Annotated in this window: 18 protein-coding genes and 1 rRNA gene; 4 read left to right on the forward strand and 15 right to left on the reverse strand. The window is 60.8% G+C overall.

Going from position 1 to position 21,486, the window contains the following annotated elements:
• Positions 1-26 precede the first annotated feature (26 nt).
• The 13 genes from GM655_RS21875 to GM655_RS21935 form a co-directional block, all read right to left on the reverse strand.
• A complete protein-coding gene (locus GM655_RS21875) occupies positions 27-914 on the reverse strand; it encodes a pseudouridine synthase (protein ID WP_155436790.1) in 888 nt (295 codons plus the stop codon).
• Complete coding sequence (locus tag GM655_RS21880; RefSeq protein ID WP_155436791.1) at positions 914-1,807, reverse strand: M48 family metallopeptidase; 894 nt, start codon at positions 1,805-1,807, stop codon at positions 914-916. The genes GM655_RS21875 and GM655_RS21880 overlap by 1 nt, the downstream gene beginning before the upstream one ends.
• A complete protein-coding gene (locus GM655_RS21885) occupies positions 1,794-3,095 on the reverse strand; it encodes an AmpG family muropeptide MFS transporter (protein WP_155436792.1) in 1,302 nt (433 codons plus the stop codon). Before GM655_RS21885 ends, GM655_RS21880 begins: the two co-directional genes overlap by 14 nt.
• Before the next feature lie 5 nt (positions 3,096-3,100).
• Positions 3,101-3,706 (reverse strand): methionine biosynthesis protein MetW, encoded by a 606-nt coding sequence (gene metW, locus GM655_RS21890; protein WP_371866925.1) that lies wholly within the window; start codon positions 3,704-3,706, stop codon positions 3,101-3,103.
• Positions 3,703-4,881 (reverse strand): homoserine O-succinyltransferase MetX, encoded by a 1,179-nt coding sequence (gene metX / locus GM655_RS21895; RefSeq protein ID WP_155436794.1) that lies wholly within the window; start codon positions 4,879-4,881, stop codon positions 3,703-3,705. Before metX ends, metW begins: the two co-directional genes overlap by 4 nt.
• Before the next feature lie 90 nt (positions 4,882-4,971).
• Positions 4,972-6,762: a phosphoenolpyruvate--protein phosphotransferase gene (gene ptsP / locus GM655_RS21900; RefSeq protein WP_155436795.1), complete on the reverse strand. Its 1,791-nt coding sequence runs from the start codon at positions 6,760-6,762 to the stop codon at positions 4,972-4,974.
• Positions 6,762-7,031, reverse strand: a complete 270-nt coding sequence (locus tag GM655_RS21905; protein WP_155436796.1) for an HPr family phosphocarrier protein — start codon at positions 7,029-7,031, stop codon at positions 6,762-6,764. The genes ptsP and GM655_RS21905 overlap by 1 nt, the downstream gene beginning before the upstream one ends.
• A 106-nt stretch (positions 7,032-7,137) precedes the next feature.
• Positions 7,138-7,545, reverse strand: coding sequence for a PTS sugar transporter subunit IIA (locus GM655_RS21910; protein ID WP_155436797.1), 408 nt, complete (start codon positions 7,543-7,545; stop codon positions 7,138-7,140).
• Positions 7,546-7,632: 87 nt separating this feature from the next.
• Positions 7,633-8,601: a glutathione synthase gene (gene gshB / locus GM655_RS21915; protein WP_155436798.1), complete on the reverse strand. Its 969-nt coding sequence runs from the start codon at positions 8,599-8,601 to the stop codon at positions 7,633-7,635.
• A gap of 68 nt (positions 8,602-8,669) precedes the next feature.
• Entirely contained in the window at positions 8,670-9,971 is a 1,302-nt protein-coding gene (gene gshA, locus GM655_RS21920; protein ID WP_155436799.1) for a glutamate--cysteine ligase, read from the reverse strand.
• Between the two features lie 187 nt (positions 9,972-10,158).
• A complete protein-coding gene (locus GM655_RS21925; RefSeq protein ID WP_155436800.1) occupies positions 10,159-11,727 on the reverse strand; it encodes an ammonium transporter in 1,569 nt (522 codons plus the stop codon).
• 11 nt (positions 11,728-11,738) lie between these two features.
• Positions 11,739-12,077: a P-II family nitrogen regulator gene (locus GM655_RS21930; RefSeq protein WP_107878151.1), complete on the reverse strand. Its 339-nt coding sequence runs from the start codon at positions 12,075-12,077 to the stop codon at positions 11,739-11,741.
• Between the two features lie 11 nt (positions 12,078-12,088).
• Positions 12,089-12,850, reverse strand: a complete 762-nt coding sequence (locus GM655_RS21935; RefSeq protein ID WP_155436801.1) for a TorF family putative porin — start codon at positions 12,848-12,850, stop codon at positions 12,089-12,091.
• 276 nt (positions 12,851-13,126) lie between these two features.
• Here GM655_RS21935 and GM655_RS21940 point away from each other — a divergent pair, with 276 nt between their 5' ends.
• The 4 genes from GM655_RS21940 (at position 13,127) to GM655_RS21955 (ending at position 17,295) form a co-directional block, all read left to right on the forward strand.
• On the forward strand, positions 13,127-13,366 hold the full coding sequence (locus GM655_RS21940; protein WP_155436807.1) for an accessory factor UbiK family protein: 240 nt from the start codon (positions 13,127-13,129) through the stop codon (positions 13,364-13,366).
• Positions 13,367-13,470: 104 nt separating this feature from the next.
• Entirely contained in the window at positions 13,471-14,994 is a 1,524-nt protein-coding gene (locus GM655_RS21945) for a YifB family Mg chelatase-like AAA ATPase (protein ID WP_155436802.1), read from the forward strand.
• 87 nt (positions 14,995-15,081) lie between these two features.
• Entirely contained in the window at positions 15,082-16,782 is a 1,701-nt protein-coding gene (locus tag GM655_RS21950; protein ID WP_155436803.1) for a M1 family metallopeptidase, read from the forward strand.
• A gap of 3 nt (positions 16,783-16,785) precedes the next feature.
• Positions 16,786-17,295 (forward strand): hypothetical protein, encoded by a 510-nt coding sequence (locus GM655_RS21955; protein WP_155436804.1) that lies wholly within the window; start codon positions 16,786-16,788, stop codon positions 17,293-17,295.
• A gap of 39 nt (positions 17,296-17,334) precedes the next feature.
• Here the strand turns inward: GM655_RS21955 and GM655_RS21960 are convergent, their stop codons facing one another.
• Positions 17,335-21,243, reverse strand: coding sequence for a two-component regulator propeller domain-containing protein (locus GM655_RS21960; RefSeq protein ID WP_155436805.1), 3,909 nt, complete (start codon positions 21,241-21,243; stop codon positions 17,335-17,337).
• Between the two features lie 123 nt (positions 21,244-21,366).
• Positions 21,367-21,479: ribosomal RNA gene (gene rrf, locus GM655_RS21965) — 5S ribosomal RNA — on the reverse strand.
• Between the last annotated feature and the right edge of the window lie 7 nt (positions 21,480-21,486).

Genomic DNA, 21,486 nt, shown 5'->3' on the forward strand with positions numbered 1-21,486 from the left:
CCTGATGGCGTCACCGCCCGGTCACCTCACAGACTGCGGCGGCTGAAAAACTCGCGCCGCGCGCCCGTCAGCGGATCATCGAAAGCGATGCGGCGCGCCAGCAGTTTCAAAGGCGCCGACACATCATCCTGCTTGCACGGCAGCGCAACGGGATAGAACGCATCGTTGATGATAGGGATGCCCAGCGCCGCCAGATGCACGCGCAGCTGATGCTGGCGGCCAGTATGCGGCAGCAGACGGTACAGCGTGCAATCGGCACGCTGCTCGATCACATCGATCAGCGTCTCCGAATTGGGCTCGCCCTCGACTTCCTTCATGGTGAAGAATTTATCGCCTTCCACCATACGGCTGCGGTAAGTGAACGGAAAATCGCGCCCGTGCAGATGGGGTGCCAGCGCTTCGTATTCCTTCTCGATCACGCGCTGCTGGAATAGCGACTGATAGGCGCCACGGCTATCCTGCCGGCGCGAAAAGATCACCACACCGGCCGTCTCGCGGTCGAGCCGGTGAATGGGCGTCAGTTCTTCCTCGTTGAACTGCTTCTTCAGCCGTACCAGCAAGGTCTCGTGCAGGAATCGGCCGGACGGTATCATGGGCAGGAAATGCGGCTTGTCCACCACCAGCAGATGCTGGTCCATGAACAGCACTTCTTCCTTGAACGGTATCGGTGTTTCCGCTGCCAGCTCGCGGTAGTAGAAAATCCGCATGCCACGCCGGAACGCGCTAACCGGTGCCAGCACCCTGCCCTCGCCATCGCGCACTTCGCCGCGCGCCATGCGGTCACGCCAACTGGCTTCGGCCACATCGGGAAAACGCACCAGCAGAAAACTCAGCAGGTCCGGCCACTGCCCTTCCGGCAGCCATAGGTAGCTGGGCGCGACGCCGTCGCGCATGGGCAGTGGGGCTGCAGCCATCAGGATTTAGGCAGGGCCAGCGAGCGGTAAGGCGGCAGGTTGTCCGGATCGAGGCCACGCGCACGGGCGTACACGGGCAGCACCAGATACATATTCTTGTCCATGTCCTCGATACGCTTGCTGCCGCTGGGGTGAGTGGACAGGAAGGGCAAAGGCTGGCTCTTGTTCACAGCGCCCATCTTCTGCCACAGGGCGATGCCGGCACGCGGATCGAACCCGGCGCGGGCGGCCAGGTCGAGGCCGACCAGATCCGCTTCGCTTTCATCATCGCGCGAGAAGCTCAACGCCGCGCCCTGCGCCACCGCGCCGGCAGCCGCATCGCCGAGGCGCGGATCTACCCCGAAATAGGCCGAGCCGATAGCGCCAAAAATGCGCGCACCGACCGAAGTAATCGCATTCTTGCCGGCCTGTTCGCGCGCATGCTCGCGCAAGGCGTGGGCAATTTCATGTCCCATTACCATCGCCACTTCATCATCCGTCAGATTCAGCTTGACCAGAATGCCATTGTAGAAAGCGATGCGGCCACCGGGCATGCAGAAAGCATTCACGGTGGGCGAATTGAGCAGATTGACTTCCCACTTCCAGTTGGCAGAATCGGGATTCCAGCGCTTGGTAAACGGAATCAAGCGCTGGGCGATGGCGCGCAGGCGGATCAGTTGCGGGTTGCGGTCAGTGGCCACGGCATCCTTCTGGTGCGCCTGGGCCAGCATCTGGTCATACTGCAGCTTGGACTGCTGATCGAACTGGCGCGCATCGCCACCGAGCCCGCGCAGGCGCGACATGCGGGTAACGGGGATACCATCGTCCTGCGCCGCCGCGGGCAGGCCGGCGCATAGGCTGGCGCACAAGCTGGCCAGCGCCAGCGTGGCCGTCAGGGTTTTAGACTTTTTCATCACGAGTGTTCCATGGAGCGATTTTGGGCAGCATCATCATGGCAGGAAACGCCATGATAAAGCACACAATAAAGAACCAGAACCAGCCCGTCTGCGCCACGATATAGCCTACCGAGGAGTTGATAAACGTGCGCGGCACAGCAGCCAGACTGGAAAATAATGCGTACTGGGTGGCAGTGTAACGCGGATCAGTGGCACGCGACATGAAGGCGACCAGCGCGGCCGCGCCCAGCCCCAGGCTGGCAAACGCTTCGAAGCCGAAGGCGGCGCTGAGCAGCCACATGTCCGGCCCCACTTTGGCCAGCCAGGCAAAGCCGAGGATGGCCAGCGCCTGCAGCACGCCGAACACCCACAGGGCGCGGTTAATGCCCAGTTTAATCATCCAGATGCCGCCCACGGCACCGCCGGCCAGCGCAGCCCACCAGCCCGTGGCGTTGGCGGCCAGACCGATCTGCTTGGTGGTAAAGCCTATATCGAGGAAGAACTTGGTCGACAGCGCGGTCGACATGCTGTCGCCGATTTTATACAGCAGCACGAAGGCGATGATCAGCATGGCCTGCCGCCAGCCATCGCGCTGGATGAATTCGCGGAACGGCAGCACCACGGCTTCCTGCAGATTTTTCGGTGGCGCGCCATACACAGCCGGCTCGTGCGCCAGCAGCGTGCAGACCAGACCGGGCAGCATGAAGGCCGCGACGATCCAGAACACGGCCTGCCACGGCATGCTGTCGGCCAGCACCAGTCCCAGCGCGCTGGGGATCAGGCTGGCCGCCTTGTAGGCATTGACGATGATGGCGGCGCCCAGCCCCTGCTCGTTCTCGGCCAGAATTTCGCGCCGGTAGGCATCGATCACCACGTCCTGACTGGCGGACAGGAAGGCGATCAGGAACACCCCGCCCGCGATCAGCGGCAATTGCTGCTGCGGGTCCAGCATACCCAGCGCGCCGATCACGAGGAACAGCGCCAGCTGGGTCAGCGCCATCCAGCCACGGCGCCGGCCCAGCGGGCCGATGGCGTAGCGGTCCATGAACGGCGCCCACAGGAACTTGAAGGTATAGGGAAAAGTCACCAGCGCGAACAGGCCCAGTGCTTTCACATCGAGGCCGGACTTGGCCAGCCAGGCCTGCATCAGATAGATCAGCGTGTACAGCGGCAGGCCGGAGCTGAAGCCGAAGAACAGGATGGCCACCGTGCGGCTGTTGAAATAGGTACGCCAGTGGCGTGCAGCCGCGGCGGCTTCCGGTGTAGCTTGCGCTGCGGCGCCCGGATTGGCGTCCCTTGTGGTCATCAGTACTATGCCTTTCTACGTAAGCGGAACACGGCCAGATCGCCGCGCAAATTGGGCAGGAAGTTGACGCGCTCGCCTTCGGCCAGTGCCACGCATTCCATCACTTCCAGCCCGCAGTCCTCGGCCAGATCGCGGAAATCATTAATCGTCGCACAGCGCACGTTGGGCGTGTCATACCATTCATACGGCAGCGATTCGGATACCGGCATGCGCCCTTTGAGCAGCGCCACACGGTGCGGCCAGTAAGCGAAGTTGGGGAAGGACACAATGGCTTCCTTGCCGACGCGGACGATGTCGCGCAGCAGTGCTTCCACCTGCTTCATCATCTGCAGCGACGACAGGCACAGCACCGTATCGAAGCTGTTATCGCCGAACAGCGCCAGCCCCTTCTCCATATCCTGCTGGATCACGCGCACGCCGCGCCTGGTACTTTCCAGTACCTTGTCATCGGCGATCTCGATGCCGTAGCCGCTGCACTGCTTGTCGCTCTGCAGATATTCCATCATCACGCCATCGCCGCAACCGACGTCCAGCACATGCGCACCGGGCGCTACCCAGTGGGCGATAAAGGCCAGATCCGGCCGCGCCTTGCTCAAGTCATTGAAATTCACTGCGCACCTCCGATCTCGTCCCATACCTGACCGTAATAGGCCCGCACCATATTCATGTAACGCGAGTCATCGAGCAGGAAAGCATCGTGGCCGTGCGGCGCATCGATTTCCGCATAGGTGACCTGACGCCGGTTGCTGATCAAGGCCTGCACGATTTCCTGACTACGCTCGGGCGAGAAACGCCAGTCCGTGGTGAACGAAGCCAGGAAGAATTTGGCGCGCGTCGCGGCCAGCGTTTTGGCCAGATCACCACCATGGGCACGCGCCGGATCGAAGTAATCGAGCGCCTTGGTGATCAGCAGATAGGTGTTGGCGTCGAAGTATTCGCTGAACTTGTCGCCCTGGTAGCGCAGATACGATTCGATCTCGAAATCCACGCCGAAACCGAATTTATATTCGCCTTCGCCCTCGGCGCAACTGCCTGCCGCTGCGCCTGTGCCGGCATCGCGCAGCCGGCGGCCGAATTTCTCCGCCATGTCGTCATCCGACAAATAAGTGATATGCCCCACCATGCGCGCCACGCGCAGACCATTCTTGGGCACTACGCCGTGTTCGTAGAAATCGCCGCCATGGTAGTCGGGATCGGACAGGATGGCCTGCCGCGCCACGTCGTTGAAGGCGATATTCTGTGCCGACAGCTTGGCGGTGGAAGCGATCACGATGCAGTGGCGCAGCCGCTCCGGATACATGATGGACCAGGCCAGCGCCTGCATGCCGCCCAGCGAGCCGCCCATCACGGCGGCGAACTGGGTAATGCCCAGCGCATCGGCCAGACGCGCCTGCGCCGCCACCCAGTCTTCCACCGTGACCACGGGGAAGGCCGCACCATACGGCTTGCCGGTGGCGGGATTGGTGTGCATAGGGCCCGTCGAGCCAAAGCAGGAGCCCAGATTGTTAATCCCGATGACGAAGAATTTATTCGTATCGAGCGGCTTGCCGGGACCGACCATATTGTCCCACCAGCCCTGACTTTTCGGCTGGCCTTCATACACGCCGGCCACATGGTGCGAAGCGTTGAGCGCATGGCAGACCAGCACCGCGTTCGATTTGTCGGCATTCAGCGTGCCGTAGGTCTCATACATCAGCATGTAGTCGCGCAGCGAAGCACCGCTCTGCAACTGCAGCGGCTGCGCAAAATGCATGGTTTGCGGAGATACGTATCCTAAGGATGACATTGTTTCAGTGTTTTCTAGGGGGCGGCCCCACGGGCCATCTAACAAGGCGGAACCGCGAGGATGGGTTCCGCCGTCTGGGTAGCCCCTCGGCTACATCAACTGCAATTGTTCGACCGCGTCTGCAATTACGTTGGGTTCCATCGAACGCATGATCTTGCGGGTTTGCGGCATGATGCGCGCAAGGTCGCTGTTCAGGATTTCCTGCTTGACCGACAGCAGCTGTGCCGGGTGCATCGAGAATTCGCGCAACCCCATGCCGAGCAGCAGACGGGTAAGTTTGATATCGCCCGCCATTTCGCCGCACACCGCCACGTCGATTCCGGCCTTATGCCCTGCTGCGATTGTCATGGAGATTAACTGCAGCACGGCCGGATGGAGGGGATTGTAAAGGTGTGCGACCTCATAATCAACCCGGTCGATGGCCAGCGTGTACTGGATCAGGTCATTGGTCCCTATCGACAGGAAGTCCATGCGCTTGACGAACATGGGCAGGGCCAGGGCCGCTGCCGGTATCTCTATCATGGCGCCCACATCGACATCTTCATCGAATTTCTCGCCCCGTTCGCGCAGCGCCGCCTTGGCCTGCTCCACCATGGCCAGCGACTGGTCGATCTCGAAAGCATGGGCCAGCATGGGGATCAGGATGCGCACCTTGCCGAACGCCGAGGCGCGCAGGATGGCGCGCAACTGGGTCAGGAAAATCTGCGGTTCGGCCAGACAATAGCGGATCGCGCGCAGACCCAGTGCGGGATTGAGCGCCGTCTGTTCGCTCTGGTCGAGCGGCTTGTCGGCGCCGATATCGAGCGTGCGGATGGTGACGGGACGGCCTTTCATGGCCACCACGGCGCGCTTGTACTGCTCGAACTGCTCATCCTCGGAAGGGATCCGGCTATCGCGCCCCATGAACAGGAATTCGGAACGGAACAGGCCCACGCCGTTGGCGCCCGCTTCCATCGCCGCCGCACAATCGTCCGGCAGTTCGATATTCGCCAGCAGGGTGATCTCGGTACCATCCTTGGTGATGGCCGGGGTCTTTTTCAGCTTGTTGAGCTTTTTGCGCGCACGCGCCGCCACCGCCTGACGCTCGCGGTACTGCTCCAGCACCAGCGAACTGGGGTTGGCAATCACCACGCCGGCATCGCCGTCGATGATCAGCCAGTCATCCTGCTCGATCAGGGTCGAGGCACCGGCCATGCCCACTGCGGCCGGAATGTCGAGGCTACGCGCGACGATGGCCGTGTGCGAGTTCTGCCCGCCCACGTCGGTGACGAAGCCGATGAAGGAGCGGTCGCGGAACTGCAGCATGTCGGCCGGCGAGATATCGTGCGCCACGATGATCATCTGGGCCTGGAATTCATCCTCGCCGCTGCTCGCGGCCGGCAGGGTCTGGGCCGTGCCCAGCAAAACTTTCAGCACGCGCTCGGCCACCTGCTGGATATCGACCTTGCGCTCGCGCAGATAGGGGTCTTCGATTTCGTCGAACTGGGCCGACAGCTCATCGATCTGGGTCAGCAGCGCCCATTCGGCGTTGTAGTGGCGCGTGCGGATGATGTCCAGCGGCTCTTCCGAGATCATGGGATCGGACAGGATCAGCGCATGCACATCGATGAAGGCGCCCAGCTCGGTCGGAGCATCTTTGGGCAATTCGTTCCACAGGGTCTGCAGTTCCACGTGCACCTGCGCCAGCGCTTCCTGCAAACGCCGCACTTCCGCTTCCAGCAGCTCCTCGGCCACCAGATAGTGCTGCACGTCGAGTGCGGCAGGCGCCAGCTTGTGGGCGCGGCCGATGGCGATCCCGCGCGAGACGGGAATGCCGTGCAGAGTGAACGAAGCGACCGGCGCTCCGCTCGGGCTACGTAGGCGGCTGCGGTCCCCCGGCATTACTCGCCTTCGCCGAATTTATCGTTGACCAGCGCCGTCAGCGCCGTGATGCAATCGCCTTCGTCGGCGCCATCGGCTTCCAGCAGCACTTTGGCGCCTTTACCGGCGGCCAGCATCATCACGCCCATGATGGATTTGGCATTGACCCGGCGCGCATTACGGGTGAGCCAGACATCGCTCTGATATTTTGCTGCCAGTTGGGTGAATTTAGCGGAAGCACGCGCATGTAAACCAAGCTTGTTGATAATCTCGAGTTCTTGCTGAATCATTTTTCTTTTATCTCAATCAGAAATGCGCACTGCAAAAGCCACCGCCAGCGCTGCGCGCGCCTTGCGACGGCCACGAAAAACCTGCCCCGGCCGGCCCCCCAGGCACCTAGACGGCGCCGACGCGGATACGGTTATCCACCCGCACCGCACCGCTCTGGGCGCCCGCCAGCGCCATTTCCACCACCACATCGAGCGCTTCGCGCCGGTAGGTGATGGCGCGCAGCAGCATGGGCAGGCTGATGCCGGCGATCACTTCCACCCGTCCGGCATCGGCCAGACAGTTGCAGCAATTGGCGGGGGTGCCGCCTTTCACGTCCGTCATCACCAGCACGCCGCTGCCCGTATCGAGCCGCTTGATGGCGGCTGCGGCCAGCGCCTGCACTTCGCCCAGATCCTGGTCGGCAATCACGTCGATCGCTTCCAGTTGCTCGGTGGGGCTACGGAACACGTGCGCGCAGGCAGCCATAAAAGCCTGCCCCAGCGGCGCATGTGTCATAAGCAGTATGCCAACCATATTCTTAAACCGCCAGTCAGTACCGGAGTTTTTTAATACTATCCGGCAAAATTGTTAATTATTGGTTGCGAAAACTGCTTGCGAAATTCAGTCGCCAGTATCCGTCGCCAGCTCCTGCGCCACTGCCGCTTCCACCGCATCCACGAACATGGCGGCCACATGGAAGCCGGTCTGCGCCGTGATCTCCTGGAAGCAGGTCGGGCTGGTAACATTGACTTCGGTCAGGTTCTCGCCGATTACGTCTAATCCTACCAGCAACAGCCCCCGTGCGGCCAGTTTCGGCCCCAGCGTATTGGCAATTTCATAATCCCGTTCGCTCAAAGGTTGCGCTACGCCAACGCCACCAGCCGCCAGATTACCGCGTACTTCGCCATTCTGGGGGATGCGTGCGAGCGCAAACGGCACCGGTTTGCCGCCGATCACGAGGATGCGCTTGTCGCCTTTGACGATGGCGGGGATATAGCGCTGCACCATGATGGTCCGGCTGCCCTGCTGGGTCAGGGTTTCGATGATGGAGCCCAGATTCATGCCGTCGGCCGTGACGCGGAAGATGCCCGAGCCGCCCATGCCATCCAGCGGCTTGAGGATGATGTCGCCATGCTGCTGCTGGAACGCGCGGATGCGCGTTTCGTCGCTGCTCACCAGCGTGGGCGCGGTGAATTCGCTGAACTGGGCAATCGACAGCTTCTCGTTGTGGTCACGGATGGCGGACGGCTTGTTGAACACGCGCGCGCCCTGCTTTTCGGCCAGCTCCAGCAGATAGGTGCCGTACACGTATTCCATGTCGAACGGCGGGTCCTTGCGCTGGATGATGGCGTCGAACTGGCCCAGATCGCATTCTTCGGCCGGCGCCGCGCGATACCAGTCACTCGCATCGCCCGTCAGCGTGATGGCACTCACACGCGCCGTCACGCGGCCGTTTTCGAGTGCCATATCGCGCTGCTCGAACGCATACACGGCATGGCCGCGCCGGGCCGCCTCCACCATCATGGCGTAGGTCGAATCCTTGTAGGTCTTGAAACTGGCCAGCGGGTCGGCGAGGAAAGCTATCTTCATGGGAATTCCATTCTTGGGTAATCGGGTCATCGCCCCGTGCTGCCGGGGCGGTGCGCTCGGCAGCGCGCTTAATACACTTCCGGATTCGGGTCCGTGCGTTCCATTTCCAGCGAAGCGGCCAGCAGCGCCAGCCGCGCCACCACGCCGTACACATAGAAGCGGTTAGGCGCGGCCGTACCGGGCTTGGCTTTCAGATCAGGCACGGCATGCTGCTGGGCAAACGCCAGCGGCACATAATGCGACCCCGGTGCTTTGAGGTTCTGGTCCTTGCCCTTTTCCGCATGCACGCGGTAGAAGCCGCCCACCACGTAGCGGTCTATCATGTAGACCACGGGTTCGGCCACGTCATCCTTGATACTCTCGAAAGTCGGTACGCCTTCCTGGATGATGAAATCGGTGACTTCCTTGCCATCCTTGACGACGATCATGCGGTCGCGCTGTTCCTGGCTCAAGTCCTTGATTTCGCTGGAATCCTTGATCGTCAACACGCTGGTGCCATAGGTGCCCGCATCGGGTTTCACAATCACGAAAGGCTTCTGGTCCTTGATGCCATATTCCTTGTACTTCTTCTTGATCTTGGACAGCAGCGCATCCACGTTGGCGGCCAGACAGTCGTAGCCCTCGCCCGTGCGGAAATTCACGGCATCGCATTTGGCGTGGAAGGGATTGAGCATCCACGGATCGACGCCAATCAGCTTGCCGAACTTCTTCACCACCTCGTCATAGGCGTTCATGTGGTTGCTCTTGCGGCGCAGCGCCCAGCCCGCGTGCAGCGGCGGCAGCAGGCTCTGCTCGTGGATGTTCTGCAAAATCTCGGGGATGCCATCGGACAGATCGTTGTTGAGCAAGATCGTGCACGGGTCGAAATCCTTCAGCCCGAGCCGGCGACCGTTGGGCGAACGCACCAGCGGTTCGATCACCAACATATTTCCATCTGGCAACGCCAGCGGCGTCGGTTCGGTAATTTCTGGTGACAAAGAACCCAGCCGCACATGCAGCCCCGTCTGGCGGAAAATCTGCATCAGACGCGCAACATTTTGCAGATAAGAAGGATGGCGCTGCTTAATTTCAGGAATCAGCAGCAGATTGCGCGCATCGGGACAGTATTTGTCGATGGCCGCCATGGCCGCCTGCACGGACAGCGGCAGCATTTCCGTGGCCAGATGGTTGAAGCCGCCCGGGAATAGATTGGTGTCCACGGGCGCCAGCTTGTAGCCGGCATTGCGCATATCCACAGAGCAATAAAACGGTGGCGTATGTTCCTGCCACTCCAGACGGAACCAGCGTTCAATGGCAGGCGTGGCCGCCAGAATTTTCTCTTCGAGGTCAAGTAGCGGGCCGGTGAGCGCCGTAACGAGATGGGGAACCATGCTTACGTCCTTTGAATGATGCGGGAGGATGCCCCTCCAGACACGCGGAATGTCGATATTACCTTGCAGATGGCCCATATCGGGGCAAAAACCTTAATTTAAAGGCGGGAAATAAAAAAAGGCGCCCGTCATGAACTGAGGGGCGCCGAGGGGAGACCCGCCACGGGGGGCGGGCACAACGAGATACTTAGGAGTGGTAGGCCGACTCGCCGTGGCTGGTGATGTCCAGACCTTCGCGTTCCTCTTCTTCCGGTACGCGCAGACCGATCACGATATCCACCAGTTTGTAGGCGATCAGCGAAACGATGCCCGACCACAGGATGGTGGTACCGACAGCCGTCGCCTGGGTGGTCACCTGACCGATGATGGAGTAAGGATCAGCCGACATTTTGTTGGTGACGTAATCGAAGATGCCCTGACCGCCCAGCGATGGGGCAGCGAACACACCGGTCAGCAGCGCGCCGAGGATACCGCCCACGCCGTGCACACCGAACACGTCCAGCGAGTCATCCGCGCCCAGCAGGCGTTTCAGACCGTTCACACCCCACAGGCAGACCACGCCAGCCAGCAGACCCATGATCAGTGCACCCATAGGACCGACGAAGCCGCAAGCCGGGGTAATCGCGACCAGACCCGCGACAGCACCCGAAGCGGCGCCCAGCATCGATGGTTTGCCTTTCATGATCCACTCGCCGAACAGCCACGACATGGTAGCGGCAGCCGTTGCCAGCAGGGTATTGACGAAGGCCAGAGCCGCCACATCGCCCGCTTCCAGTGCCGAGCCGGCATTGAAACCGAACCAGCCCACCCACAGCAGCGAAGCGCCTATCATGGTCATGGTCAGCGAGTGCGGTGCCATCGATTCACGGCCATAGCCCACGCGTTTGCCCATCATGTAAGCACCGACCAGACCGGCCACGGCGGCGTTGATGTGCACCACGGTACCGCCGGCGAAGTCCAGCGCACCTTTCTGGAACAGGAAGCCAGCTTTGGCGCCTTCGGTAGCAGCCGTGGCGGCATCCTTGATGGCGTCAGGGCCGGTCCAGAACCAGACCATGTGGGCCACTGGCAGGTAAGCGAAAGTGAACCACAGCACGACGAAGGCCAGCACGGCGCTGAACTTGGCGCGCTCGGCGAAGGAACCGACGATCAGGCCGCAGGTAATCGCGGCGAAGGTAGCCTGGAATACCACGTACACGTACTCAGGAATCACCACGCCTTTGCTGAAGGTGGCGGCCGTCGAGAACGCTGCCTTGGCAGGATCGAAGATACCGTTCAGGAACAGGCGGTCGAATTTACCGATGAAGGCATTACCTTCGGTAAAGGCCAGCGAATAGCCGTAGACGCACCACAGCACGATGATCAGCGCGAAGATGGTGAATACCTGCAGCAGGATAGACAGCATGTTTTTCGAACGCACCAGACCGCCGTAGAACAGAGCCAGACCGGGAATCGACATCATGATGACGAGGATGGTGGAGACCATCATCCAGGCCGTGTCGCCCTTGTTCGGTACGGGTGCCGGTGCAGCAGCGGCTTCGGCCGGCGCGGCCGCAGCCGGCGCAGCTGCCGGAGCGGCGGCAGAGGCAGCAGCAGGGGCAGCAGCAGCCGGCGCATCGGCCGCAGCCGCGGCTGGTGCGGAAGCTGCCGCTACTGGAGCCGCAGCGGCCGGTTTAGCCTCCTCAGCCAACACGGGCGCCGATAGCGCGCAAAGTACGGCGGCGCCAGCCAGCCAGGACGTAACTAATTTCTTCATCTAGCTTCCCCTTAAAGAGCGTCGTTGCCGGTTTCGCCGGTACGGATACGGATGACTTGTTCCAGGTTGTACACGAAGATCTTGCCGTCGCCAATTTTACCGGTACGGGCAGCACCTTCGATCGCTTCGATGGCCTGCTCGACCACCGCGTCGTCGACGGCAGCTTCGATTTTGGTCTTGGGCAGGAAATCGACCACATATTCCGCACCGCGATACAGCTCGGTGTGACCTTTCTGGCGACCGAAGCCTTTCACTTCGGTCACGGTAATACCTTGCACGTTAATGGCCGACAAAGCCTCGCGGACTTCGTCGAGCTTAAACGGCTTGATGATGGCGGTAATCAGTTTCATACGGGCCTCGCTTAGAAGGTTTTAGAGACGGTCAGAACCAGCGCCTTCTTGGCCAGATTCTTACCTTTTGCGGTGTAGGCATCGGAATCGGCATAGACCGCCGCCAGAGCCACCGAAGCCACACCGAAATCTTTGGTCACGCCGACTTTGTAGTCGCTATAGCTGGACGCGCCGTTGTTCTTGACGTTCTGGTGGCCGGCGTGCAGGTTCAGTACCAGGCCTTCGCTCAGTTCGAAGTTGGCGCTGCCGTCCAGATAGCCACTGTTCTTACTGTCGGCGAAGCCGAACAGATTGGTGGTCGATTGCGAGTATTTGACCGTGAACGGACCGTAGCCGATCTGGCCATACAGTTCGAAGGTATTCGCGCTAGGGTGCAGACCATTCGATGGGTAGAAGTAGTACAGGCCGCCGACGTCATAGGTCACGTCCTTGACGATCTCGCCGCGCTTACCGGCGTACAGATCCCATTCAACATCGCCAGAACCGCCTGCGTCCTTGGTCCACTTGATGGTGGACAGCCAGGTACCGGCGTAGAAGCCGGTCGGATTATTGGTATAGTCCGCGCCGCCCTGCACAGCAGGTTTCAGACGGGTTTGCGATACGCCGCGATAGCGGTAGTCGCTGACAATGGCCGCATTAAACGTCACTTCATTGTCCGGTTTTGCTTCGGCAGCGGGTGTCGCTTCCTCGGCATGCGCCAGCGAGGCGCTCATGGAGGCGAATGCTAAGGTCAACGCAGCGATCAGGGTGAAGTTCTTGCCCGGGTTTTTCATAATAGTTTTCCTCTTGAATTGAACTTAGATAGCAGTTGCGGTTTAAAATCCTGTTTGTTCGAAGCGATGAACAGCGTTCATTCCTTCTTTAGCAGATTGCGTGCCAGCTTTTGAGATGCCTCAAAATGTGGCTGGCAACGCGCCAAACTTGGGAAGCCTGCGCAAAACGTGAGAATTTTCAGCTTTGCGCATGTCCGTAATACAACATTCGCACCAGATTAAGGCCGCACTCGCACCGCAATGGTGCGCGCGCAGCAGAACCCACCGAGGACCATGATGGATATGAATACTTTTTTTAATGATTTACAAAGCAAGGTCAGCCAGGCGATCGAAAATTCGCCGGCTAAGGACATCGAGAAGAATGTCAAATCGATGATGACTCAGGGCTTCGCCAAGCTCGATCTGGTCACCCGCGAAGAGTTCGAGATCCAGGCCCAGGTACTGGCCAAAACCCGCGCCAAACTCGAAGCACTGGAAGCCCGTCTGGCCGAACTGGAAGCCAAGGCCGGTAACTAAGCCGGCAACTCAGCCCTCCCGCGCCGCCCTTTTGGGCTGGCGCAACATCGCCAGGCTCTATCAGCCTACGCTGGCGGCATGCCCTCACCCCGCCCAGCCCAGCCATGAGCCTAGCCGTCCTCCAAAGCCGTGCCCTCGATGGGATGGACGCGCAGGAAGTCAGCGTCGAAGTCCATCTGGCCAACGGCCTGCCCGCGTTTGCCATCGTTGGTCTGGCCGATACGGAAGTCAAGGAAGCGCGCGACCGCGTACGCGCCGCCATCCTCAATAGCGGCTTTAGCTTTCCCGCCCAGCGCATCACCGTCAATCTGGCACCGGCCGACCTGCCCAAGGAATCCGGCCGCTTCGACTTGCCGATTGCGCTGGGCATACTGGCTGCCTCGGAGCAGATCCCCGCACGCGCACTGGCCGGATACGAGTTTGCCGGCGAACTGTCACTGTCCGGCGCCTTGCGTCCCATCCGCGGCACGCTGGCCATGGCCGTGGCCAGCCGCCGCTACGGCGGCCTGTGCGGGCTGATTCTGCCCATCGATAATGCCGACGAAGCGGCGCTGGTCAGCGCGGCCGCCATCTATCCGGCCAGCTCGCTGCTGCAGGTGTGCCGCCATTTCACCGCCCATGACAGTGATCTCCAGTTAGCGCGCCATCCCGCGCCGCCGCTGCGCCAGTTGCGCCGCTATCCGGACTTCGCCGATGTCAAAGGCCAGCAAACCGTCAAACGGGGGCTGGAAGTGGCGGCGGCCGGAAATCACAGCGTACTGTTGGTCGGCCCGCCCGGTGCCGGCAAAACCATGCTGGCCATGCGCTTTCCCGGCCTGCTGCCGGCCATGAGCGATGCCGAAGCGCTGGAAGCGGCAGCCGTGCTGTCCCTCACCGGCCAGTTCCGCCTCGACCTGTGGAAGCAGCGCCCCTTCCGTGCTCCGCACCACACGGCATCCGGTGTGGCCCTGGTCGGTGGCGGCAGCCTGCCGCGCCCCGGCGAAATCTCGCTCGCCCATCACGGTGTGCTCTTCCTCGACGAGCTGCCCGAATTCGAGCAACGCGTACTCGATGTGCTGCGCGAGCCGCTCGAGTCCGGCCATATCACTATTTCGCGCGCGGCCCATCAGGCTGACTTTCCGGCGCGCTTCCAGCTGATCGCTGCCATGAACCCCTGCCCTTGCGGCTATGCGGGCCATAGCAGCGCGCGCTGCCACTGCAGCGCCGAACAGATAGCGCGCTATCAGCGCCGCATCTCCGGCCCGCTGCTGGACCGCATCGACATCCAATTGGAAGTGGCAGCGGTCGATCCGCTGACGCTGGCCGATAGCACAGGCGGCGAAACCAGCAGCAGCATCGCCGCCCGCGTCCAGCAGGCGGCGGACTGCCAGCAACAGCGCCAGGGCAAGCGCAATCAGGCGCTCGCACCATGCGAACTGGAACAGCACTGCAAGCTCGATGGCTACGGCCACACCGTGCTACAACGCAGCATGGCGCGCTTCCAGTGGAGCGGCCGCGCCTACCACCGCATACTGCGCATCGCCCGCACCATCGCCGATCTGGCCGCCTGCGCGCACATACAGGAAAACCACGTCCGCGAAGCCATCCAGTACCAGCGTGCGCTGCGCGAACGCGATCTGCCATGCTAAATTCTGCCTAAGGGCTGGCTAAGCGTCACTCCTACGCCGGCCTTGCTGCTATATTGTGCGCAGCCCATTTCAACCTACTTGCTCGCAATGAACCGTCTTCCCCTGATTCTGGCTGCTGGCGCCCTGCTGGCCGGCTGCGCCACAGCGCCCACCCCGCTGACCGATTTCACCGCCAATTCCGGCAGCCCCCGTAGTGCCGAGCAGCTCGCCATGCGTTTCGAACATGTCGATCTGGCGCTACGCGTCGATCCCGCCAGCCGCAGCATACAGGGCGATGCCACGCTGACCTTCACGGCCAGCGCAGCACTCAGCCGCATCGTGCTGGAACTGGACCGCAACCTGACGATTGACGCCGCGCAGGCCGACGGCGTGGCGCTGCCACCTTCGGCCATCAGCAATCCCGAAGGCAGGCTGACGCTGACCCTGCCCGCGCCGCTGGCCGCCGGTGCCCGCACCACCGTGCGCCTGCGCTACCATGGCGTGCCGCACGTGGCCAAACGCGCGCCGTGGGACGGTGGCTTCATGTGGAGTAAAACAGCCGACGGCCAGCCATGGATCAGCACCACCGTCGAAGGCGAAGGCTGCGATCTGTTCTGGCCCTGCATCGATCATCCGCAGGGCAAACCGGAACGGATAGATCTGCACATCAGCGTACCGGCGCCGCTGGTCGTGGCCGGCAATGGCGTGGCCATGGGCATGGACGAAGCGGACGGCTGGCGCACCTACCACTGGCGCGCCAGACACCCGAGCACCTACGGCGTGGCGCTGAATATCGGCCCTTACGAAATGCTGTCCGGCGAATACGCGAGCCGCTACGGCAATCGCATTCCACTACGCATGTGGTATCTGAAAGGCCATGAAGAAAAAGCCAAGGGCCTGTTTGCGGAATTTGCCCCCATGCTGGACTTTTTTGAAAGCACCATCGGCCCGTATCCGTTCGGCGACGAGAAAATGGGCGTGGTAGAAACGCCTCATCTGGGCATGGAACACCAGACCATCAATGCCTACGGCAATGGCTACGTCAAATCGCCGCTGGGCTATGACTGGCTACTGCATCACGAACTGTCGCACGAATGGTTCGGCAACCAGATGACCAATGCCGACTGGGACGATATGTGGCTGCACGAAGGCTTCGGCAGTTATATGCAGCCGCTGTATCTGCAGCAGCTACGCGGCGAGCGCGAGTTCCAGTCCGAACTGTTCAACCATCGCAAATCACTGCTCAACAAGGCACCTATCGTCAGTGGTAAAAGCCAGCGCATCGAAGACGTGTACAACGATAGCCGTGGTGGCCCCGGCAATGACATCTATACCAAAGGCTCGCTGATCCTGCACACGCTGCGCAACCTGATCGGCGACGATGCCTTCTTCGCCGCCACGCGCCGCATGGTGTACGGTACCGATCAGCCCTTGCCGGGCAAGTTCGTGCCGCGTTATGGCAGCACCAAGGAATTCATCGCCCTGTGCAACGAGATCAGCGGCCAGGATCTGGGCTGGTTCTTCGACGCCTATCTATACCACGCAGCGCTGCCGGAACTACTGGAGCAGCGCCAGGGCGACCAGCTGACCCTGACGTGGAAGCTCAAGGATGGCGGCAGCTTCCCCATGCCCATTGAAGTGCGCGTCAACGAGCGTATCGAGCGCCTGTCCATGAGCAATGGTCAGGGCACGCTGCAACTGCCGCCCCATGCGCGCGTGACTATCGATCCGGCCTCGCGCGTGCTGCGCCATGCCCCTCACATCGATGCGTGGAAAGCCGAACAGAATCAGCCCAAGAAAAAAGGTTAAGCGATGATCTACCGTTCCGTGCTGGCACTCACGCTGGCAGCAACGCTGGCCGGCTGCAGCCCCAAATACGACTGGCGCGACTACCGCAGCAAGGATGCGCCCTACAGCATCCTGTTCCCCGGCAAGCCGGCCAGCCAGACGCGCAGCATCACGCTGGCGACGCTGCCGCTGGAAATGACCATGACGGCGGTGGAAATCGATGGCGTCGTATTTGCCGTTGGCAGTGCGCGCCTGCCCGACGGTGCCGATGCCATGCATGCGCTGCAGGCCATGCAGACGGCACTGCTGAAGAACATAGGCGCCACACTGCGCAGCAACAAGGACAGCAGCACCGGCCTGCAAGCCATGCTGGAATTCGAAGCGGACGGCAGCCAGCAGGGCCAGCCCGCGCGCCTGATCGGCAAACTGGTGGCGCGCGACCAGCGCATCTATCAGGTCATTATCCTGGGCCGGGCACAGAACCTGGCCGCCGAACAGATCGACACCTACCTGTCCTCGTTCAAGCTGAACTGACGCTGCGCGGGTGCGCAGCGCGCCTCGTCGTGCCCGGGACTACTCGCCGGACTTGCTGGCCTTGAGCGGCAGGTCCATGGTGAAGCGTGTGCCGATATCGAGCGCACTATCAACCCGTATGCTGCCATCGAGCAGCGAGGTGACGATGTTGTAGGTGATGCTCAAGCCCAGACCATTGCCGCCCTGCCCCAGCTTGGTGGTGAAGAAGGGGTCGAAGATGCGCAACTGGTGTTCGGGCGCGATACCCTTGCCATCATCCTGAAACACGATGCGTACCCGCTCCGTTCCGAGCCGCACTGCCCATAGCCGGATCTCGCCACCGCTACGTCCTTCGAAAGCGTGCAGCAGGGTGTTGTTAATCAGGTTGATAATCACCTGCCCATAAGGGCCGGGGAAGCTATCCATCTGTATATCTTCCGGCATTTCCAGCACGATGGAATGGCCTGCCTTGCGGATCTGGTTGCGCATCGTCGTGACGATTTCCTGACTGGCCTGCAGCAAATTGAACGGACGCCGCTTGGCGCTGGCCTGATCCACCGCCACCTGCTTGAAGCTGTTCACCAGTTCTGCAGCACCCTGCAGGCTGCGCATCAGCAGCGTCGAGGCTTCGCGTGCCGCATCGATAAAGTTGGTCAGGTCGGAACGACGCAAGGTATTGCTGTGCTGCCGCTGATGGATTTCTTCCGTCTTGTCTTCCAGCGTACTGGCCACCACCAGGCTATTGCCGATCGGCGTATTCAGCTCGTGCGCCACCCCGGCCACCAGCGCGCCCAGCGCCGCCAGCTTCTCCTGCTCCACCAGCTGCTGCTGGGTATCCAGCAGTTTGCGGTAGGAGTCCGCATTGGCGAACGCCACGCCCACGTATGAAGCTAACGTGGTCAGCATGTCCACATCGATGCGCTGATAAGCATGCGGGCGATAGCTATGTACAGTAATGGTTCCGCGTACCTGCCCGCTAACACTGATCGGAACATAGATCAGTGAACGCGGCGCGGTCGGCAGCGAGCCATCTTCCAGCGTGCCCATATCCTCGGCACTGGTGACATGCTCAAGGTGAGCGATATACAGGCCGTACTCAAGCTCCAGATCGTTGATGAACACTTCCTTGCCGTGCTGGATACACCAGACCGCGAGCTGGTTAGGCTCGCGCATGCTGCGCACATACGGCGCGTAGCGCTTCCCTTTTTCCATCGCAAACGGATATTCGATCAGCTCCTGCTCGGGGCGATAGATGCCGATACCGAATACGCTGGCATCCATCAGCGCATGTACATGCTTGTACAGCATCTGCATAATGGCTTCGCTATCGAGGTTAGCCGTGATGGCGCGGCCGATTTCGGATAGCAGCGAAATATTCCGGTGCGCGATCTCCACGCTTTCCTTTTGATGCTCCACTTCGCGCTTCTGCCGCTCGACCGATTCCTTCTGTTGTACCAGTTCGCGCGTGCGGCTGCCGACTGTCGCTTCCAGCACATGCTTCTGCTGGATCAGCATGCGCATGCGGAAGCGGAACAGCAGATAGACAGCGCCCAGCAGTATGCCCAGCATACCGAGCCGGAACCACCATGTCTTCCAGTAAGGCGGAGCGATAATCACTTCCAGCGTCGTGGCTTCCTTGCTCCAGACGCCATCCTTGTTGGCCGCCTTGACGCGGAAGATATAGCGTCCGGGATCGAGATTGGTATAGGTGACATAGCGTTTTGCCGCATCGACGGTCAGCCATTCGGGATCAAAGCCTTCCAGCTTGTAGGCGTACTGGTTACGTCCGGGATCGGCAAAATGCAAGGCCGCAAATTCAATGGAAAATACCGTGTCGATGTGCTCCAGCGTCAGCGATTTGCCATCAGCGAGCGCACCGGGCATCAGTCGGGTACGCTCGGCGCTGGCACTGAGTACCGACCGATTAAACAGCAGAAAGTCGGTCACGACCACCGCCGGCGCATCGGGATTACCATGGATGTCGGTGGGATTAAATGCTGTCACCCCATTCAGTCCGCCGAAGTACAGCATATTGTTCGGCCCTTTATACACCGAGCCGATAAAGTAGGAACCGTTAATCAGCCCATCACGCGCCGTGTACTCGCGGAACGCGCCAGTACGCGGATCGAGCATGGTCAGCCCGGCCGTAGTGCTGATCCATAAGCGGCCCTGTTCATCGCCCACTATTCCGCCTATCGGATCGGCAGCGCGCGCCGCAGTCATGGGCACGGTACGGAAATGCAGCGCACCGTCGGCGCTGCGCTCCGCCACCGACAGGCCAGCCGCAGTACCTATCCACAAACGTGCTTGTTCATCCTCGTACAGATAATGGACGCGCGAATGTATCAGGCTATCGCTGGCGCCAGCCACGTGGCGATAATTGCGAAAGCTGCCCGTCACCGGATCAAAACAGTCAAGGCCATTCTGCGTGCCTATCCACAGCTTGCCGTAGCGGTCTTCAAGTAGCGTATAGATGCGGCCATCGAGTACATCCGGATCACTGGCCTGATGGTGCCAGCTGGTCACGGCACCATTGCCGGCAGCGATGCGATGCAGGCCGGCGCGCGTAGCCACCCAGACGGTGCCATCGCGTCCCGCCAGTACACGCTGCAGTATGCGCGCATCAGGCAGCGTATCAAGCTCCACCCGGGTGAAGCGTCCGGTTTTCGCATCACGCCATGCCAGACCGTTGACGGTGCCCACCCACAGGCGGCCGCGTATATCGGTATCGAGCGTCAGGACTTCGTCGCTGGGCAGGCTGGCCGGATCATGCTCGTCATGTCGGTAGGTCTTGCTGGTGCCATGTGCCTGATCTACCAGCGTCAAGCCCTTGGCCGTCGCCATCCAGACCTGATTCGGGCCCGCCGCAGCGATCGCTCTCACCTTGTTATTACTGATGGCCGGCAGTACGCCCGACTGTTCGGAATAGTGCTCGAATCCACCGCTGCGCAAATCCACTCTATCCAGTCCGTTATACCAGTTACCTATCCATAGCGTGCCAGTGCGGTCCTGATACAGCGAATTCACCTGATTGTCGCCCAGACTGTGGCGATCCTGCCCCACATGGCGGTAACTATAGAAGCCGCCGTTAAGCTTGTTGCGCCGCTTCAGCCCATTGGAATAAGTGCCAGCCCACAGCACGCCATCGTGATCGATCAGCAGCGCCTCTACTCTCTCGCCGTGCAGATCGTCCTGCGCCCCCAGGGCGATGCGGTCAGCGCGGCTGCCTTGCACACGCCAGGCTTGCAGACCATCGCGACTACCTACCCATAGCACGCCGTCAGCCGCCAACGTCAGCGCCTGTATCACCGTAGCCGGCGCAGTACCGTCACCACTGCTGATGTGCTCAAATCTGTTACTACCGGCCGGCAGCATATCCAGACCGGCATCTGTACCCACCCAGAGGTGGCCCTGCCTATCCAACGCCAGCACATTCACGCGGTCGTCGATGATACTAGTCGCATCATGATCGGCGTGACGATAGCTCTGCAACTTGCTGCTGTCCATATCGAAATGCAGCAGGCCGTTCGCCGTCGCCAGCCATAAGCCCTGCCGCCCATCGCTAATGATGGCGTTGACGGAAACGCTGCGTTCGCGGCCCAGCAAATGGGTAAAAGTCTGGGTGGCAGGATCATAGCGATCCAGTCCGCCGCGGCTACCGACCCAGATAGCGCCTTGCGCATCTTCGTGGACGGCCTGGATATAGTTATCCTGCAGGCTGCTGTTATCGTTGGGATTATTTTTAAAGGCAGTGATGCGGTAACCGTCGTAGCGGTTCAGACCGGCCTGGGTACCGAGCCAGAGATAGCCCTGTTTGTCCTGCAGTATGGCAGTGACAGTTTCCTGCGTTAAGCCCTGCTCTACGCCCAGATGTTCGAAGCGCAGACTCAGTGGGGCAGCATATGCCAGCGAGGCACACGTCCAGAACAGGCTAAATAGTAAAAGAAGGCGTGCTACATAACCTGCCATGGAATTGCTCCTACACTATGCAAGTTATTCTAAAGCACAAAGGCTGACTACAGACGGAAAAAAGCCCCATCTTTGCAGAATACGCTGTGGTACTCAGACAAATGGGGCTTTTTAGTATAACTAGCTTGACGATAACCTACTTTCACACTGGTTGCAGCACTATCATCGGCGCAGAGTTGTTTCACGGTCCTGTTCGGGATGGGAAGGGGTGGGACCAACTTGCTATGGTCATCAAGCTTTGAC

This window comes from Pseudoduganella danionis, from assembly GCF_009720775.1.
Lineage (GTDB): Bacteria > Pseudomonadota > Gammaproteobacteria > Burkholderiales > Burkholderiaceae_D > Rugamonas > Rugamonas danionis.

Excerpts from the sequence above, each read along its gene's own strand:
- GM655_RS21875 (WP_155436790.1), bottom strand. The coding sequence starts at position 914 with ATGGCTGCAGCCCCACTGCCCATGCGCGACGGCGTCGCGCCCAGCTAC.
- GM655_RS21880 (WP_155436791.1), bottom strand. The coding sequence starts at position 1,807 with ATGAAAAAGTCTAAAACCCTGACGGCCACGCTGGCGCTGGCCAGCTTG.
- GM655_RS21885 (WP_155436792.1), bottom strand. The coding sequence starts at position 3,095 with ATGACCACAAGGGACGCCAATCCGGGCGCCGCAGCGCAAGCTACACCG.
- metX (WP_155436794.1), bottom strand. The coding sequence starts at position 4,881 with ATGTCATCCTTAGGATACGTATCTCCGCAAACCATGCATTTTGCGCAG.
- ptsP (WP_155436795.1), bottom strand. The coding sequence starts at position 6,762 with ATGCCGGGGGACCGCAGCCGCCTACGTAGCCCGAGCGGAGCGCCGGTC.
- GM655_RS21905 (WP_155436796.1), bottom strand. The coding sequence starts at position 7,031 with ATGATTCAGCAAGAACTCGAGATTATCAACAAGCTTGGTTTACATGCG.
- GM655_RS21910 (WP_155436797.1), bottom strand. The coding sequence starts at position 7,545 with ATGGTTGGCATACTGCTTATGACACATGCGCCGCTGGGGCAGGCTTTT.
- gshB (WP_155436798.1), bottom strand. The coding sequence starts at position 8,601 with ATGAAGATAGCTTTCCTCGCCGACCCGCTGGCCAGTTTCAAGACCTAC.
- gshA (WP_155436799.1), bottom strand. The coding sequence starts at position 9,971 with ATGGTTCCCCATCTCGTTACGGCGCTCACCGGCCCGCTACTTGACCTC.
- GM655_RS21925 (WP_155436800.1), bottom strand. The coding sequence starts at position 11,727 with ATGAAGAAATTAGTTACGTCCTGGCTGGCTGGCGCCGCCGTACTTTGC.
- GM655_RS21930 (WP_107878151.1), bottom strand. The coding sequence starts at position 12,077 with ATGAAACTGATTACCGCCATCATCAAGCCGTTTAAGCTCGACGAAGTC.
- GM655_RS21935 (WP_155436801.1), bottom strand. The coding sequence starts at position 12,850 with ATGAAAAACCCGGGCAAGAACTTCACCCTGATCGCTGCGTTGACCTTA.
- GM655_RS21940 (WP_155436807.1), top strand. The coding sequence starts at position 13,127 with ATGGATATGAATACTTTTTTTAATGATTTACAAAGCAAGGTCAGCCAG.
- GM655_RS21945 (WP_155436802.1), top strand. The coding sequence starts at position 13,471 with ATGAGCCTAGCCGTCCTCCAAAGCCGTGCCCTCGATGGGATGGACGCG.
- GM655_RS21950 (WP_155436803.1), top strand. The coding sequence starts at position 15,082 with ATGAACCGTCTTCCCCTGATTCTGGCTGCTGGCGCCCTGCTGGCCGGC.
- GM655_RS21955 (WP_155436804.1), top strand. The coding sequence starts at position 16,786 with ATGATCTACCGTTCCGTGCTGGCACTCACGCTGGCAGCAACGCTGGCC.
- GM655_RS21960 (WP_155436805.1), bottom strand. The coding sequence starts at position 21,243 with ATGGCAGGTTATGTAGCACGCCTTCTTTTACTATTTAGCCTGTTCTGG.